The sequence below is a fragment of the Pseudoalteromonas piscicida genome (assembly GCF_000238315.3).
In the GTDB taxonomy this organism is placed as follows: domain Bacteria; phylum Pseudomonadota; class Gammaproteobacteria; order Enterobacterales; family Alteromonadaceae; genus Pseudoalteromonas; species Pseudoalteromonas piscicida.
On the sequence record NZ_CP011924.1, the window covers coordinates 3,382,379 to 3,397,500 of the forward strand.

General features: G+C 42.8%; 11 protein-coding genes (1 of these 11 cut by a window edge). 5 read left to right on the forward strand and 6 right to left on the reverse strand.

The features are described from left to right. The first annotated feature begins 252 nt into the window (after positions 1-252). Complete coding sequence (locus PPIS_RS15550; protein ID WP_010378159.1) at positions 253-2,865, forward strand: sensor domain-containing protein; 2,613 nt, start codon at positions 253-255, stop codon at positions 2,863-2,865. On the opposite strand, the gene PPIS_RS15555 is transcribed toward PPIS_RS15550, so the two are convergent. Beyond that, a complete protein-coding gene (locus PPIS_RS15555; RefSeq protein WP_010378162.1) occupies positions 2,862-3,632 on the reverse strand; it encodes a tetratricopeptide repeat protein in 771 nt (256 codons plus the stop codon). The genes PPIS_RS15550 and PPIS_RS15555 overlap by 4 nt on opposite strands. Positions 3,633-3,721: 89 nt before the next feature. Next, positions 3,722-5,116, reverse strand: coding sequence for a M20/M25/M40 family metallo-hydrolase (locus tag PPIS_RS15560; protein WP_010378164.1), 1,395 nt, complete (start codon positions 5,114-5,116; stop codon positions 3,722-3,724). Between the two features lie 191 nt (positions 5,117-5,307). On the opposite strand from PPIS_RS15560, the gene dbpA reads away from it, so the two are divergent. After that, positions 5,308-6,690: an ATP-dependent RNA helicase DbpA gene (gene dbpA, locus PPIS_RS15565; RefSeq protein ID WP_010378165.1), complete on the forward strand. Its 1,383-nt coding sequence runs from the start codon at positions 5,308-5,310 to the stop codon at positions 6,688-6,690. Here dbpA and PPIS_RS15570 read toward each other — a convergent pair. Then, the gene (locus PPIS_RS15570; protein WP_010378167.1) at positions 6,679-7,263 is read right to left on the reverse strand and encodes a DNA-J related domain-containing protein; all 585 of its coding nucleotides are present in this window, start codon (positions 7,261-7,263) and stop codon (positions 6,679-6,681) included. The two genes, dbpA and PPIS_RS15570, sit on opposite strands and share 12 nt — an antisense overlap. Before the next feature lie 71 nt (positions 7,264-7,334). Here PPIS_RS15570 and PPIS_RS15575 point away from each other — a divergent pair, with 71 nt between their 5' ends. Continuing rightward, a complete protein-coding gene (locus PPIS_RS15575; RefSeq protein WP_010378168.1) occupies positions 7,335-10,169 on the forward strand; it encodes a response regulator in 2,835 nt (944 codons plus the stop codon). Here PPIS_RS15575 and PPIS_RS15580 read toward each other — a convergent pair. The 3 genes from PPIS_RS15580 to trxA all read right to left on the reverse strand — a co-directional run bounded on the left by PPIS_RS15580 (position 10,166) and on the right by trxA (position 13,358). After that, positions 10,166-11,428: a methyl-accepting chemotaxis protein gene (locus tag PPIS_RS15580; RefSeq protein WP_010378169.1), complete on the reverse strand. Its 1,263-nt coding sequence runs from the start codon at positions 11,426-11,428 to the stop codon at positions 10,166-10,168. The genes PPIS_RS15575 and PPIS_RS15580 overlap by 4 nt on opposite strands. Before the next feature lie 138 nt (positions 11,429-11,566). Beyond that, positions 11,567-12,826, reverse strand: coding sequence for a transcription termination factor Rho (gene rho, locus PPIS_RS15585; RefSeq protein ID WP_010378171.1), 1,260 nt, complete (start codon positions 12,824-12,826; stop codon positions 11,567-11,569). A gap of 205 nt (positions 12,827-13,031) precedes the next feature. Then, positions 13,032-13,358 (reverse strand): thioredoxin TrxA, encoded by a 327-nt coding sequence (gene trxA / locus PPIS_RS15590; protein WP_010378172.1) that lies wholly within the window; start codon positions 13,356-13,358, stop codon positions 13,032-13,034. A 91-nt stretch (positions 13,359-13,449) separates the two neighbouring features. On the opposite strand from trxA, the gene rhlB reads away from it, so the two are divergent. Beyond that, the gene (gene rhlB, locus PPIS_RS15595; protein ID WP_010378175.1) at positions 13,450-14,730 is read left to right on the forward strand and encodes an ATP-dependent RNA helicase RhlB; all 1,281 of its coding nucleotides are present in this window, start codon (positions 13,450-13,452) and stop codon (positions 14,728-14,730) included. Positions 14,731-14,782: 52 nt separating this feature from the next. Then, positions 14,783-15,122: the 5' end (the start) of a guanosine-5'-triphosphate,3'-diphosphate diphosphatase gene (gene gppA, locus PPIS_RS15600; RefSeq protein WP_010378177.1), read on the forward strand. 1,169 nt of this gene lie beyond the right edge of the window; the window shows 340 of its 1,509 coding nt (coding positions 1-340); the start codon lies at positions 14,783-14,785; the stop codon falls past the right edge of the window.

A 15,122-nucleotide genomic window follows, 5' to 3' on the forward strand; every position in this document is an offset into this window, starting at 1 on the left:
GATGGGATGGTGAAAGGTTTAGTTACTCGCTTTTACGTCTACACTATTGCGAAATAGACTACACTTTCAGAACTTATCGGCTTGTCAGTACGCCGGAGCAAGTGTATAAATTGTTATAAAAAGATGTGTGTGTTGAGTTGTTTTGATATGAAACAAGCAAAAATCGACTTTCGATGTAGCTCACATACCCTTTGCGCTATAGTCGCCGCGATTGCATAAAACGATATCCTGAGGGGTCTGAGTTTGAAGTTGATGTCAAAATTGCTCGGGGGGCTGCTGTTGCTGTTTTGTATGTCAGCACCAGCTCACGAGTTACCATATTATACTTTTTCTAATCATGGTGCGGTGATGTTGATCATCGAGCCCACGTCTGGAAAGATTTTAGATGCCAATAAAGCTGCCGCCGCATTCTATGGTTATAGCGAGGCGGTACTAGAATCAAAAGTCATTCAAGATATCAACTTATTTACCGCCGAGCAGGTTGCCAATGAGCGTCAAGCAGCTTTAAATGAAGGCCGCAACTATTTTATCTTCCAACATCAAACTGCAGACGGTAGTGTGAAAACAGTAAGTGTTCACTCAACGCCGTTTGAAAATAGTGATGGCAAACCTAGATTACTTTCTATCATTCAAGATATGAGTGAAAAGCGTAAGCTACAGCAAGATCTCTGGCACTACCAAGCTAACCTTGAACAGCAGGTCTTGTTACAGACTGAAAAAATCAAGCAAGCCAATATGGTACAGGTCATTCTGTTAACTGCGGTAATTGCTGTGCTTATTCTATCGATGGCGGTATTGATGACCGTTTTGGTCAGGCTAAGGCGCTCCAATCAGCGAGCACAAGATCAAGGCGCAAAACTCAGTGCCATTTTTGATGGTATTAAAGCATACCTGGTGTTTACGGATGAAACTCATCATATAGAAGCCGCTAATGGTTCAGTATTAAAGGATTTTGATAGTTTAGAAGCGTTAAAATCAAAATCTATTTATACCTTATTTGATGTGCTTGATAGTGAAAAGCTGCTAACGGAAGGTACGCTGGAGTGCCAACTCGATGCGCGTTTTGACTATCGTAATGTTCGGGTTTCTTGTGCCCCTGTAGTAAGCGAAACGCAAGCTAAGCTTGGCTTCATTTATGTTATTCAGGATATTACGGAAGAACTTGAGAACGAAAGAGAACAGCGTTTGGCAAGTACGGTATTTGCGACAACCACTGAAGGCGTGTTGGTCTCCGACAAACATAATCAAATCCAAATGGTAAATCGCGCATTTAGCGAAATTACAGGCTTTGGCATGGATGAAGTGATAGGGGAGACTCCATCAATCCTAAACTCTGGGCGTCACGATGAGCGCTTTTTCAATGCGTTATATGATGATTTGGTTAACAAAGGCCATTGGGAAGGAGAGATTTGGAACAAGCGCAAAAATGGTGAAATTTATCCGAGTTGGCTGCAGGTATCCGCAGTATTTAATGAAGCTCGGGAGATTGATATGTATGTTGCCTTATTCAGTGATATTACCTCGAGAAAACGTAACGAGCAGTTGATGTGGCAGCAAGCCAACTTTGATAGTTTGACGGGCCTTGCAAATCGCCATCATTATCACGTTAAATTTGATTTAGCGTTAAAACGAGCAGCTCAGCTAGAAGAGCGCTTTGCTATTTGTTTTATCGATCTTGACCGCTTTAAAGCAGTGAATGACACGCTTGGGCACCATATTGGTGATCTATTACTCAAAGAAGCAGCAAACCGTATTAATGAGTGCGTGCGCAGCTCTGATACCGTTGCAAGGTTAGGTGGGGATGAATTTGCTTTATTGCTACAAGATATAAGTTCCATCAGTGATTTAGAGCTGGTTGCGACGAAGATTTTACGTGCGCTAGCCAACCCTTTTCATTTGGAAGGACACGAAGCTTATGTCTCCGGTAGTATGGGGATCACGCTTTACCCAGATGACGGCACCGACCGAAAAATTTTGCTCCGTAATGCCGACAGTGCAATGTATAAAGCCAAGGAACATGGTCGCGACTGTTTTCAATTCTATACTTCAGCGATGCATCAACATGCCAAAGCGCGTAGCGTGTTAGAAAGCGCTTTGCATAAAGCACTGTCTAATCGAGAATTATCACTGGTGTACCAGCCCATTTTTTCACAGCTTGGCAGCGGCGACCTCGTTGGCTGCGAGGTGTTGTTAAGATGGAAAAGTGAGTTGCTGGGCCATGTTTCACCCGATCAGTTTATTCCCGTTTGCGAAGAACTAGGCCTTATCTTACCCATTGGGGAGTGGGTGCTATATCACGCTTGTTCTCAAGTTAAAGCCTGGCAAGACAACTACGGTAGACCCTTATTTATTGCAGTTAACGTTTCTAGTATTCAGTTTAAACGCCAAGATATGGTCGAGCTAGTAAGAAAAGTACTTAGAGATACCAAACTGGAAGCAAAGTATCTGACATTGGAAATCACAGAGTCGGTACTGGTTGAAAACTCAGACAAAATATTGTCACAATTAAAAGCATTAAGAGAAATGGGCGTAGAACTGGCGATTGACGACTTCGGTACTGGATATTCGTCGTTGAGTTACCTCAAGCGCTTCCCGCTTTCTAAATTGAAAATTGATAGAACCTTTATTCGTGATTTACCTGAAGATGAAGAAGATAAAGCGCTCGTCAGTGCGATTATCTTGATGGCGCACAAATTGAACTTAAAGGTCATTGCAGAAGGGGTTGAAACCCCTGCACAATGCATGTTTTTAAAGAATTTACTGTGTGATATGACACAAGGCTATTTTCATTCTAAGCCTGTGGCACAACAAGAGTTTGAAGCAAACGTTTTGACTATGCAGTATCACAAGCAAAGTCACAGTTAACAGGGGTAGTCTTGGCATAACTTAGCCAGAGCCGATTGTGCTTTATGATTACCTTGCTCGGCGGCAAGTTTAAGCCAGTGGATCGCCTTTTTAATGTCTTTTGCACCGCCTTCACCGTCGCGAAGCATTGTTCCATAGTTATATTGTGCCCAAGGGTTGCCAGTTTTAGCCGCTGCTGCAAATCCCGTTTTTGCTTCTTCAAAGTTTCCTTGGCTGTAAGCGTGAATTGCTTCTTGATTCTGTGCAGAGATCTTAGGTCCGTTATATAATGGCTTCGGCTTTTTAAATCGTTGTCTAACAACACCGCCAAGTACATGGATCCCGACTGGTCTGTAGACGGAAACAATCGTTTCATTGTCAAGTAAGTCTAATAGATTGTCTTTTTCTAGCGTCAGCCTTTGTGGCTTAAAATAATGATCGGTCATTAGCATGCTGACACGGATATCTCGGGTGATGTTACGCATTGTTCGATACGTGTAGGCACTTTCCTTCACTTCAATGTTGTCATCTGTTAGTTCAGTAATTTGTAGTATCTGAAAAGCTGGATCATAAGCTTGCCCTGTGTTTTTGCCAGCGTCAAAAATAATCAGGTCATCGATTTGTGGGGAGGCTAAGTATGTTTGATAACTAGCGATTTGTTGTTGATGTTGGTTATAAAAGTAAAGTGCAATAGTGACCACAATCAGTGCCGACATCGCAACTTTATATTTACTGATAAAGTTGAATATTGTGTCGTAAAAGGAAAAAAATACGCTTTTGATTTCCATATTCTATTAGTTAGTTACGTGTGGGTATGTCTAAGGTAGGCAACTTGAGTGTAGGGGACAAGTGTACTTGTCCCCATAAGTGTAAGATTTTATTTCCCTGCCATTTTCGTTTTGGCGTCGGCTGCCATTAAGGCAAATACAGCGTATGCCGCGGTATTTTGCTTTAATTTTGCCGGATCGACTTTATCAAGCGTGTCATCAGCTGTGTGGTGATAATCAAAATAATCCGTGCCATCTTGGTGTAAAGCGAAGATTGGCGCCGATGTGGCATTTTTCAGCGGAATTAAGTCAGGACCACCATGTGCGCTATTCTTGCCAATATAAGTAACGCCGAGCGGCGCCAATTGCTTTGCAATCTCACGTACAACTGGTAAGGAAGCGGCATTTACGTTTGATTCAAACGCATACACTACATCTGCACCAAAATCGGACTCGGATGCGGCTACGATGCGGTCTAATTCTGCCTGATGCTTTTTAAAATAAGCTTTTGCTCCCCAGAGACCGAGTTCTTCTGCTGCAAATAGGACTACGCGGACACTACGTTTAGGGCGTTTTACATCGGCAATGTGCTTTGCTGCTGCCATCGTCAATGCAACACCAGCGCCATCATCGAGTGCACCAGTACCCAGATCCCAAGAGTCTAAGTGACCACCAATTAAGACATATTGCTCTGGAAATTCGGTGCCCGTGAATTCACCGATGACGTTGTAACTGGTTCCTTCACCTAAGTCCTCGGTTTGAATATTTAGCGCGACTTTAACGGCATGACCTGAGTTGATAAGGCGTGCTAGCTGATCTGCATCTGGGTTCGCAACTGCAGTGGACGGGATCTTTGTCACTCCCGCTTTATAGTGACTGCCGCCAGTATGCGCGAAGCGGTGGTGGCTGGTGCTGACTGAGCGCATCATATAGGCGATAGCGCCTTTTTTAGCGGCTTCTACGGCACCGCTATTACGAGCTCTTACCGCAGGTCCATGGCCATTACCATCAATGTCGCGGTTCATGCGGTAATTAATAAAGGCTATTTTACCTTTTAAGCTATTGTCTGGCGCAGCAATCAGCTCATCGAGGGTTTCAAATAAAACTACCTCACCACTTAGTCCATCTTTTGGTGTGCTGACGCTGTTACCGAGTGCGGTAAGGTGTAGCGGTTGTTCGCTCGGTATCAGGATTTTTGCAGACTCATGGTAGCGGCGCCATTCAGGAAAGGTCGCTTCCTCAAGCCAGACTTTGTCAAAGCCCAATTGCTCAAGTTGTTTCTTTGCCCAAGCTACCGCTTTTTTATCATTTTCGGTACCCGGTAAGCGTGGGCCTACTTCTGTGGTGAGGGATTCTAGTAGTTGCCAGCTTAGGTTGCTGTGGCTTGCGGCTTCTCTAACTTGTTTAACTTGTTCTAATTGTTGTGTAGTAAATTCTTCGGCTTGCAGTGCTGTGCTCAAACCTGCGCTTAATAAACCAAATGCCAATAGTGATTTAAACTTCATGATAATCCTTGGTAAAAATGGAGTTACCGAGAGATTAAAGCATAAATTGTGATGTAAGTCCGTGTATTGCGATGAGGGAAATTCATCCACAATCTAGGGGCGCTTTATCTTGGAATAATAGAGTAAAGCGGTTAGCGAATTTACACATTTGGTATAAAATACGCGATTAAGATAGCGAATAGGAAAGCACTGTGTCGATCACTTCATTTTCTCAATTACCTCTAAACCAAGCGCTTGCTCAGCGCCTTGTAGATCTTAACTACATAGTGCCAACGGCAGTACAGTCTGTGAGTTTAGCGCCGGCGCTGACTGGACGAGATTTAGTCGTGAAAGGGAAAACCGGATCTGGTAAAACACTGGTGTTTTCACTTGCGCTGCTAAATAAGTTGCAGCCCGAGTGCAATGATGTTCAAGCTTTGGTGTTATGTCCAACGAGAGAGTTGGCTGATCAAGTCGCACAAGAGATCAGAAAAGTTGCGGCTTTAATTGGTAACGTCAAAGTGCAAACACTCTGCGGAGGAGTGCCAATTGAACCTCAAACTCGAGCGTTACAACACGGTGCGCATATAGTTGTTGGTACACCTGGTCGGGTTGAAGAGCATGTTTTTAATGGCTCACTCATGCTGACTGAAACGCAGACTGTGGTATTCGACGAAGCCGATCAGATGTTGGATATGGGCTTTACTGAAACGCTAGAAAGCATTTTAGTGTATGTGCCTGAAGTTCGACAAACACTAATGTTTAGTGCGACTTACCCAGACAAGATCATGAAACTGGCGAAGCAATATATGCGTGAGCCAGAGTTTGTTGAAGCGAAAGAAGAACAAGCACACCACAGCATTAAGCAAACCTTTTATAAATTAGACAACAATAAAATGCGCTTTAACGCACTGAGAGTGCTGTTAATGCAACATCAGCCGCAAAGCTGTATCGTTTTTTGTAATACCAAAGCTGAGACTAAGCGACTATTCGAAGAATTACGTCAAACTGGACTAGCTTGCGTCGAGTTACATGGCGATTTAGATCAAGGTGAACGTGAATGGTCATTGCTCACTTTTGCTAACAAGAGTGCCAATATTCTAGTTGCCACTGACGTTGCCGCTCGAGGGCTCGACGTTGAGGAAGTTGAGCTTGTGGTTAATTATCATTTGGCGCTTGAGCCGCAGACGCATATTCACCGTGTTGGTCGTACGGGTCGGGGTGAGCACAAAGGTATCGCAGTATCTCTTTATGGAGAAAAAGAAGCCTTCAAAATAAAACAGTTGGCGGAAATATATGGTCAAGAGCTAAAACATGGCACGTTGCCGAGTCATTCGCTGCTCGAAAAACCAGCCTATAAGTCGAATATGGTGACCCTCATGATTGAAGGCGGAAAGCAGCAAAAGCTTCGCAAAGGAGATATCGTGGGCAGTTTGACTGGTGAAGAAGGCATAAGCTTCAAGCAAATTGGTAAAATCAATATTTATGATGTGCAAACATTCGTGGCTGTAAAACGCGAGGCAGTGAAGCCTGCACTACGTAAGCTTAACAATAGTAAGATTAAAAATAAGCGCTATAAAGCCTTACGTGCTTAAGGCCTGCTTGAGTATTTCATACTCATTCATTAAGCGTTTGAATGTTTCCTCATCACCTGATTTATCCGGGTGATGAGTCAAGGCCAGTTTTCTCCAACATTGGCTTAACATCCTGCGATCATAACCTTTAGGAAGTCTCCAGCGCGTTTTAATCGCGTTTAATTCGTCAGGTTTGATGGCAAGTCGCTGGCGAGCGCCGCTAAATGTAAACTGTTGCCAAAAATTATCTAACAGAGCACTCACTTCTTCACTACTGGTTTCGTAATGCTGCCAGTCTAAATAATAACTTCTGAGCGGGTCATCTAACGCTAATGAATGTTCACCTAGTTGTGGAGCTAGATAAATATTGAGTGCTTCTACATGTAGATACAGGCCCTCAGCGAATACTTCTTGCTGGAGTTGATACAGGGCATTCATGATCAGGAAGTTACGTTTAAATAGATTTTTATTTTCATCTTCATCAAGGCGAGGTAGTTGCTGTTGTTCCATCAGAGCGGCGGCAATAGTGTGCACTTTTAAAGATTGATTTTGACAAATTAGTCTAAAAATAACATCTGTTAGCGGATTGAACATTGTCGCCTCTTTAGTCTTGGTGTATCTTCACACTACCACGCAGACTAAATGATAAGCAATGGAGAGCAACAATGAATTTATCGAGGCTACTAAAGCCCTGGTCTGTGTTTGCCTGTAGCCTGTGTTTCTCCAGTTGTTTTCAAGTTAACGCCACACTAAATGATAGCACCCTTGCTGAGCGGATCTCAGAGGTGGAGCAAACCACCAATTGGCAACAGCAAAAAATACTGGGCACTGAGTTGCTCACGGAGCAAAACCTAGGAAAGGCAAGAAAAGTAGAACTTTTGCTTAGTCTAGGTAAGTCTGCTTATAAACAAAATCAATTCAAAGATGCACTCGTTTTTCTCAATCAGTTAGAGTTGATAACGCAATCAGACAGACTGAGTGACAACCATTTTTCAGCGGTAAAGGTTCAAGGGATCTGCTACTTTTACCTTGGTCATTATCAACAGGCTATTGAGTTTTACTCACGGGCATTAGCGTTAGCTGAGCAACGTAATGTCCCCATCGAAATGGCTAATTTACATAGTAATTTGGGGTTGGCGTATTTTAATAGCTTCACACTTGACTTGGCACTACATAATTATTTAAAAGCAGATGAACTTTACCAAGAGTTTGGCGATGCTCAAGATCATGCCGATATTTTACTAAATATATCGGGTGTTTATATTCGTCAAGGTGCCTATGATAAAGCGGAAGAAATGCTCCATGAAGCCCTAAACGCATTCGTCGAGCTAAACGATGAATATGGTGTTGCGCTAGCTCAAGCAGATCTTGGCGTGCTATACACTGAGACTAAACGCCCCGCGCTTGCCAAAGCGTCGTACCAAGCAGCAATTACTTATTATGAAGCGCAGAACGATGTCCGCCACTTGTCATTTGAATATGGCAATCTTGCTTTATTGAGCTATTCACAAAACCAATTAGAATTAGCCGAAAAAGAAGCAAACTTTGCGCTCTATTATGCCGAAAAGGCTCAGAATCCTGCCAACCTAATGGAAGCTCAGTTCACCTTAGCACAAATTTTCTTCGCTCAAGGGCGGCTAACAGAAGCGCTGACTAATGCAGAGCAAAGTTTAGCGGCAAGTCGAGTTATGCATGAACAGAAAAGAGAGCGTATGGCACTTCGTTTGTTAGCGCTGATTGAGGCTGCACAAGGAAATATTAAGCGCGCTAGAGATTATGACTCACAAAATTTGGAAGCGCAAAACCGCTTGATGAATGATGACATGCTGAAAAGGATTAATGACTATCGTGCTAAGTATGAGGCTAGTGAACTTTCTCGAGAAGTCGAAGTGCTCAAGCAAGAACAAAAATTACAGTTGCTGAAAGAGGAACAGCGCAGCCAATTACAATTGTTGGGTGTTATCATCGCGATATTAACTTTACTGACAACTTTCGCACTCTATCGGCGTAAGGTTGAGCAAAGAGCAAAACTGGAGTTAAGCCAAAAAGTAGCGTTGAGAACATCTGAGCTTCAGCAAAAAGCGGATGAGTTAAAGGCGGCCAACCAAGTGAAAAGTCAATTTCTGGCAAACATGAGTCATGAAATTAGGACGCCACTTACCACGGTGCTGGGACATGCAGAAGACTTGTTGGTCGAACAAGATTTAAATGCTCAGGCACAAGCATCGGTCAGAACTATTTATAATCAAGGATTACATTTACGCGATCTCGTCAATGATATTTTGGATTTAAGTCGAATCGAAGCCGAGCGCTTAGAGCTAGAAGCAACTGAATTTTCGGTAAGCAGCTTACTTGCTGACTTATGTGATATGTTTCAACAAAATATACAGAGTAAGCAATTAGAGTTTATTGTCTGTGATCAGGTAAGGGCTAACGCTTATGTACGTTTGGATTACATTCGAGTAAAACAAATACTAATAAACTTGCTAAGTAATGCCCTAAAGTTTACCGAAAAAGGCCGTATCGAATTGGAGGTATCTGAAACGCACCATGGTTTACAGTTTGTGGTGAAGGACACCGGTATTGGTATGACTGAGCAGCAGATAGGTCGAATTTTTGATAATTTCCAACAAGCTGACAACAGTATAACAAGGCGTTTTGGGGGGTCTGGGCTGGGGTTAAGTTTATCGAGCCAGCTTGCCCACATGATGAATGGTGAAATCAAAGTACAAAGTGTTGTTGATCATGGCAGTGTTTTCTCTTTCTGTGTCCCTTGTACTGTTTACCTCAATACGGCTATTACCGAAATTCAAGAACCGCAGTCCAAGCAACCTTTGCTCTCAGGTACGGTGCTGGTTGTGGAAGATCACCCCGAGAATCGGCAACTATTCTCTCGCATGATAGAGAGAACTGGTGCAACGGTTATTGTAGCCGAAAATGGTGCTCGAGCAGTTGAACAGTGTCTTAGCGACTTTCCTGATTTGGTGCTTATGGATATTCAAATGCCAAGAATGGACGGGGTGGAGGCACTTCGGATCATTCGCTCGGCGGGCTACTCTGGTCCAATATACGCGTTAACCGCTAATGTGCTGATGGAAGAGGTAAAATCATATATTGATTCAGGGTTCAATGGTCACATTGGCAAGCCGATTAATAAAAATGAATTACTAGCGGTATTGAATACGCACTTAAACTTTGAGTCTGACGGCAAAGCGTATGAACTTAATATTGATTTATCGGATTTGCGAGATAGTTTCGCAAGCACTTTTGAGCAAGAGCGCTACTTGTTGATTGATGCGTGGCAAAACAAAGATCTGAGCACTCTTCAGACTATTTGTCATAAGTTGGCGGGGGCGGCATCCATGTTTGAATTTCCAGAGCTTGCAAGTATCGCTATAGAATTTGAGAAGGTATTAAAGCAAGGAAGTGAAGATCAATTTCAATCTCTGTTTCTTGCAATGTGTGATCAGCTAAAATCTCAAGAATCATTGGCCTCCTAAAATAGCTCTATATCGTCGGAATCATCCACCTTTAGATTATCAGGTTGCTCATCATCACTGATAGATACTCGGGAGCTGTCTTTTCTGGTATCGAGTTCTGGCGTGTAATCTGAAATCTTAAACATGGATAACTTTGAATGAATACTTTGCGAAAGGGCGATGAGGTCACGATTGGAGACGGCCTGTATTTTGGTACTTGAAAGGGCATCGGAATTCAGGTGTACCATTGACTCTATACTTTCTTGAGCTGCGTCAGAGGCTTGTTTCTGCTCTTCAACTTGTTGATGAATGTCATGGGACATTTGATTGATAGAAAGCATTGCGTTTTCTATTTCATCAACCTCTTTTGTCGACGCTTCGCTTAATTTCACGGTATTGGCGGTTTCTTGCAGCGCCGCTTGCATCAGCGCATGAACGGATTCTGTGCCGGATTGTATTTTCCTAATTACCAGACTTACTTCCTTAGTTGATTGGCTTGTTCTTGCTGCAAGATTACGCACTTCGTCAGCGACGACAGCAAAGCCTCGGCCAAGTTCGCCTGCTCGTGCGGCCTCAATTGCAGCATTTAGCGCAAGTAAATTGGTTTGCTCTGCAATACCGTTAATGACTTCAAGCACAGAACTAATTTCATTGCTGTCAGTTTTGAGCAATTCTATTTGTTCACTGGTTTTCTTGATGTTGTCTGCAAGTGTTAGCAGACTTTCTTGGCTTTTATCGGTATCTAATCGGGTCTGTTTCACTGCCGTTGTGGCATTCTCTACAGATGCGTAGATTTGCTCTAAACTCGTATCTAAACGCGCAGAAATCTCTAACATAGACTGTATTGAAGTAGCTAAGTATTCACCATGCGTATGTTGTAGTGTTGCCTTTTGTGTCATGGATGCATAGGTATCTCTTAAGCTATCCGCCATTGGGTGAAGTCGAGAAGAAGATGCGTACACTTCACTAATTATATGTTCTATAACGGCGAAGCAATCATTCATTAGTAGGCAGGACTTAGAAATATTTTTATCTTGTTCGTTAAAGCGATATGTTAGGTCGACACCATTGTCACTGATAAAATTGCGAACTAGATGCTCCATATCTTTTTCAGCAGAAGAGGCTTTTTTTAAACATAAGAATTGCAATAATGCCCCGAGTGTTAAAGCGCTAACTGCGACGGCCACTCTAGCCTCATCAGAGGATAGTAAGGTAATAGCGAGTGTTACTGAAGCCAAGTTAAAAAGCGTGACAGCGGCAATAATACGACTCGGCTTCATTCTAAGTCCCTAGGTTCATTATTCAAATTTGGTTTAAATTCACTAGGTAAGGTATAGAACAAAAACAGGCAGTTGGCGAACCTGAAACGCAAAAAGCCAGCATAAGCTGGCTTTTCAATAACTAGACTTAGAGTCTACTTACTTACGACGCATTGAGTCGAAAAACTCATCGTTTGTTTTGCTCATGGAAAGCTTATCAATAAGGAATTCCATCGCATCGATTTCACTCATTTCATGCACAATCTTACGCAAGATCCACATTTTCTGAAGTTCGTCAGTTTTCGTTAGTAGCTCTTCACGACGAGTACCTGAGCGGTTGAAGTCGATAGCTGGGAATACACGTTTTTCCGCAATCTTACGGTTTAGATGTAGTTCCATGTTACCCGTACCTTTAAACTCTTCGTAGATAACTTCATCCATCTTAGAGCCGGTATCGATAAGTGCCGTTGCGATGATGGTTAAGCTTCCGCCTTCCTCAACATTACGCGCAGCACCAAAGAAGCGCTTAGGCTTGTGAAGTGCATTGGCATCAACACCACCAGTTAATACTTTACCTGATGAAGGAATGACCGTGTTGTATGCTCGAGCAAGACGTGTAATTGAGTCAAGTAGAATAATAACATCCTTCTTATGCTCAACTAAGCGTTTTGCTTTTTCGATTACCATTTCTGCTACCTGAACGTGGCGGTTAGCTGGTTCATCAAACGTAGAGGCAATAACTTCACCTTGAACAAGGCGCTGCATCTCAGTTACTTCTTCCGGACGCTCATCGATAAGTAGTACCATCAAAGTTGCATCTGGGTTGTTGTATGTGATGGACTGAGCAATGTTTTGTAGCAACATTGTCTTACCCGCCTTTGGTGGTGCAACGATAAGTGCACGCTGACCTTTACCGATTGGAGAGGCAAGGTCTAACACTCGAGCGGTAATATCTTCGGTACTACCATTACCGCGTTCCATTACCATACGCTCATTAGCATGAATAGGCGTTAAGTTTTCGAATAGGATTTTGGTACGAGAGTTTTCAGGCTTATCGAAGTTAACTTCATTAACTTTCAATAATGCAAAATATCTTTCGCCATCTTTTGGTGGTCTGATTAAACCAACGATGGTATCACCGGTACGCAGGCTGAAACGTCTAATCTGGCTCGGAGAAACATAAATATCATCAGGGCCAGCTAGGTAAGATGCTTCTGAAGAACGTAAAAAGCCGAAGCCATCTTGTAAAATTTCTAAAACACCGCCGCCGTATATATTTTCGCCGCTTTTCGCGTGCGCTTTCAAAATAGCAAAGATAATATCTTGTTTTCTTAAACGAGCTACGTTTTCAAGTCCCATGGACTCAGCCAGTTTTACAAGTTCATTGATTGACTTGTCTTTTAATTCGCGTAAATGCATATTGGTGGGTTCTTTATTACAGTTGTCATTCTCGTTAGTTTCACGAGAGAGGTTGATTTGATAAAGCTTAAAGGTTTGTGGCTTTATAAGTTAGCAGCTAGGCGTCGGGTCGTCCAGTGTTTATACAAATTTTATTCTATTAAAAATGATATAGATCAGCTTCACAACTGCGGCAGTTATGCCGCAGAGTGTGTAACAACCTGAATTACAGGTTGTTTTCTAGGAACTCAACGAGTTGAGTCTTAGATAGAGCACCAACTTTAGTTGCTGCTACTGCACCATCTTTAAACAGTAATAGTGTTGGAATACCACGGATACCGTACTTAGGTGGAGTACCAGCGTTTTGGTCGATATTTAGTTTGCCGATCGCTACGCGGTCACCGTGTGATTCTGCAACTTCATCAAGGATAGGCGCAATCATCTTACAAGGGCCACACCATTCTGCCCAGAAATCTACTAGTACAGGCTTGTCAGATTTGATTACGTCAGCTTCAAAGCTGTCATCAGTTAGTTGGATAATTTTGTCGCTCATTACGCTCTCCGTTAGAATTAGGCGAAATATTTAATGCGTATTTAAACACTCTTGTTTCTTATTGCAAGTTTAAACGTTATGCTTTATTGCTATGACTAAGACACATTTGACCAATAAAAAATTCAACGACTTTGCTTTAGCACCGGAAGTGGTCGCCGGTTTACAGGAAAATGGCTTCGAATTTTGTACGCCAATCCAAGCAAAGTATATACCTTACATCTGTGAAGGCCGCGATATCGCGGGCCAGGCACAAACTGGTACGGGCAAAACTCTTGCGTTTTTGACCGCGACCTGTCATCGCCTATTGCAGACTAAAAAGGATAAAAAAACGCAACCTCGTGCAATTATTATGGCACCGACTCGAGAGTTGGCTATCCAAATACATAAGGACGCGCAAGTCATTGCGCCACGTTGTGATCTTAAGCTTGCCCTTGTATATGGTGGCGAAGATTACGAAAAACAACGGGCTCAACTGGAAAAAGGCGCGGATATACTAATCGGAACGACTGGGCGTTTAATCGATTTTTATAAGCAGGGTGCTTATAACCTCAATGATATCGAAGTGGTTGTGCTAGATGAAGCAGACCGAATGTTTGATTTAGGTTTTATCAAAGACATTCGTTATTTGTTCAATCGCATGCCAGGTCGTGAAGAGCGATTAAATCTATTATTCTCTGCAACACTGTCATACAGAGTGCAAGAGTTAGCATTCGAACACATGACCAATCCTATTCATGTGCAAATTGAGCCAGATGTTAAAACGGGCAAACGTATTCAAGAAGAGCTATTTCACCCGTCAACAGATGACAAAATACCTTTACTGCTGACTTTGATTGAGGAAGAGTGGCCAGAGAAGGCAATCATTTTTGCTAATACTAAGCACAGCTGCGAAAACGTATACGCATGGCTGAAAGCAGATGGCCACCGTGCAGGCTTGCTTACTGGAGACGTGAATCAAAAGAAACGCCAGTCAATTTTAGCGCAGTTTACGCGTGGCGATGTTGATTTATTGGTGGCGACTGATGTTGCTGCACGTGGTTTACATATTCCTGAAGTAAGTCATGTGTTCAACTTCGACTTGCCGGATGACAGAGAAGACTACGTTCACCGCATTGGTCGTACGGGTCGAGCTGGTGCATCTGGACATGCGATTAGTTTTGCGTGCGAGCAATACGCCTATAATTTACATGAGATAGAGGAATACATAGAGCATGCAATTCCTGTTTCTCATTATGATAAAACAGCACTATTAACTGACTTGCGTGCGCCTCAAGTAAATAAACGTCGTCATTCAGGCCATGGTAATAGTGGTAACAAGCAACGTGGTGGTGGTCGCCGAACAGGTGGCTACAGAAAACCACAATCCAAGTAAACTTGGATAGTAAAGTAGTAAGCGCTTAAAGCGATTTGTTGAGGTTTAAAAAGTGGCAAAGACTGCTTCGAAGGAAGATATTTACGCTGTAATAGACTTAGGGTCTAACAGCTTTCATATGTTGATAGCGAAACATATGGCAGGCGGTATTCACACAATTGGCCGTGTGAAAAGGAAGGTGCGGCTGGCATCTGGGCTTAATGACCAAAATGAATTGTCGCTTGAGGCGATGCAAAGAGGATGGGAATGCCTTGCTTTGTTTGCTGAGCGCTTACAGGATATCCCCAAGCAAAACGTTAGTATTGTCGCGACAGCGACATTGCGTTTGGCTACTAATGCTCACACATTTATCGAAAAAGCGGAGCAGATCCTTAATCATCAGGTAAATGTGA

Bases quoted from the DNA above. Each gene is read 5' to 3' on its own strand.
- PPIS_RS15555 (WP_010378162.1), bottom strand. From the start codon at position 3,632: ATGGAAATCAAAAGCGTATTTTTTTCCTTTTACGACACAATATTCAAC.
- rho (WP_010378171.1), bottom strand. From the start codon at position 12,826: ATGCATTTACGCGAATTAAAAGACAAGTCAATCAATGAACTTGTAAAA.
- rhlB (WP_010378175.1), top strand. From the start codon at position 13,450: ATGACTAAGACACATTTGACCAATAAAAAATTCAACGACTTTGCTTTA.
- PPIS_RS15560 (WP_010378164.1), bottom strand. From the start codon at position 5,116: ATGAAGTTTAAATCACTATTGGCATTTGGTTTATTAAGCGCAGGTTTG.
- trxA (WP_010378172.1), bottom strand. From the start codon at position 13,358: ATGAGCGACAAAATTATCCAACTAACTGATGACAGCTTTGAAGCTGAC.
- PPIS_RS15550 (WP_010378159.1), top strand. From the start codon at position 253: ATGTCAAAATTGCTCGGGGGGCTGCTGTTGCTGTTTTGTATGTCAGCA.
- PPIS_RS15580 (WP_010378169.1), bottom strand. From the start codon at position 11,428: ATGAAGCCGAGTCGTATTATTGCCGCTGTCACGCTTTTTAACTTGGCT.
- PPIS_RS15575 (WP_010378168.1), top strand. From the start codon at position 7,335: ATGAATTTATCGAGGCTACTAAAGCCCTGGTCTGTGTTTGCCTGTAGC.
- PPIS_RS15570 (WP_010378167.1), bottom strand. From the start codon at position 7,263: ATGTTCAATCCGCTAACAGATGTTATTTTTAGACTAATTTGTCAAAAT.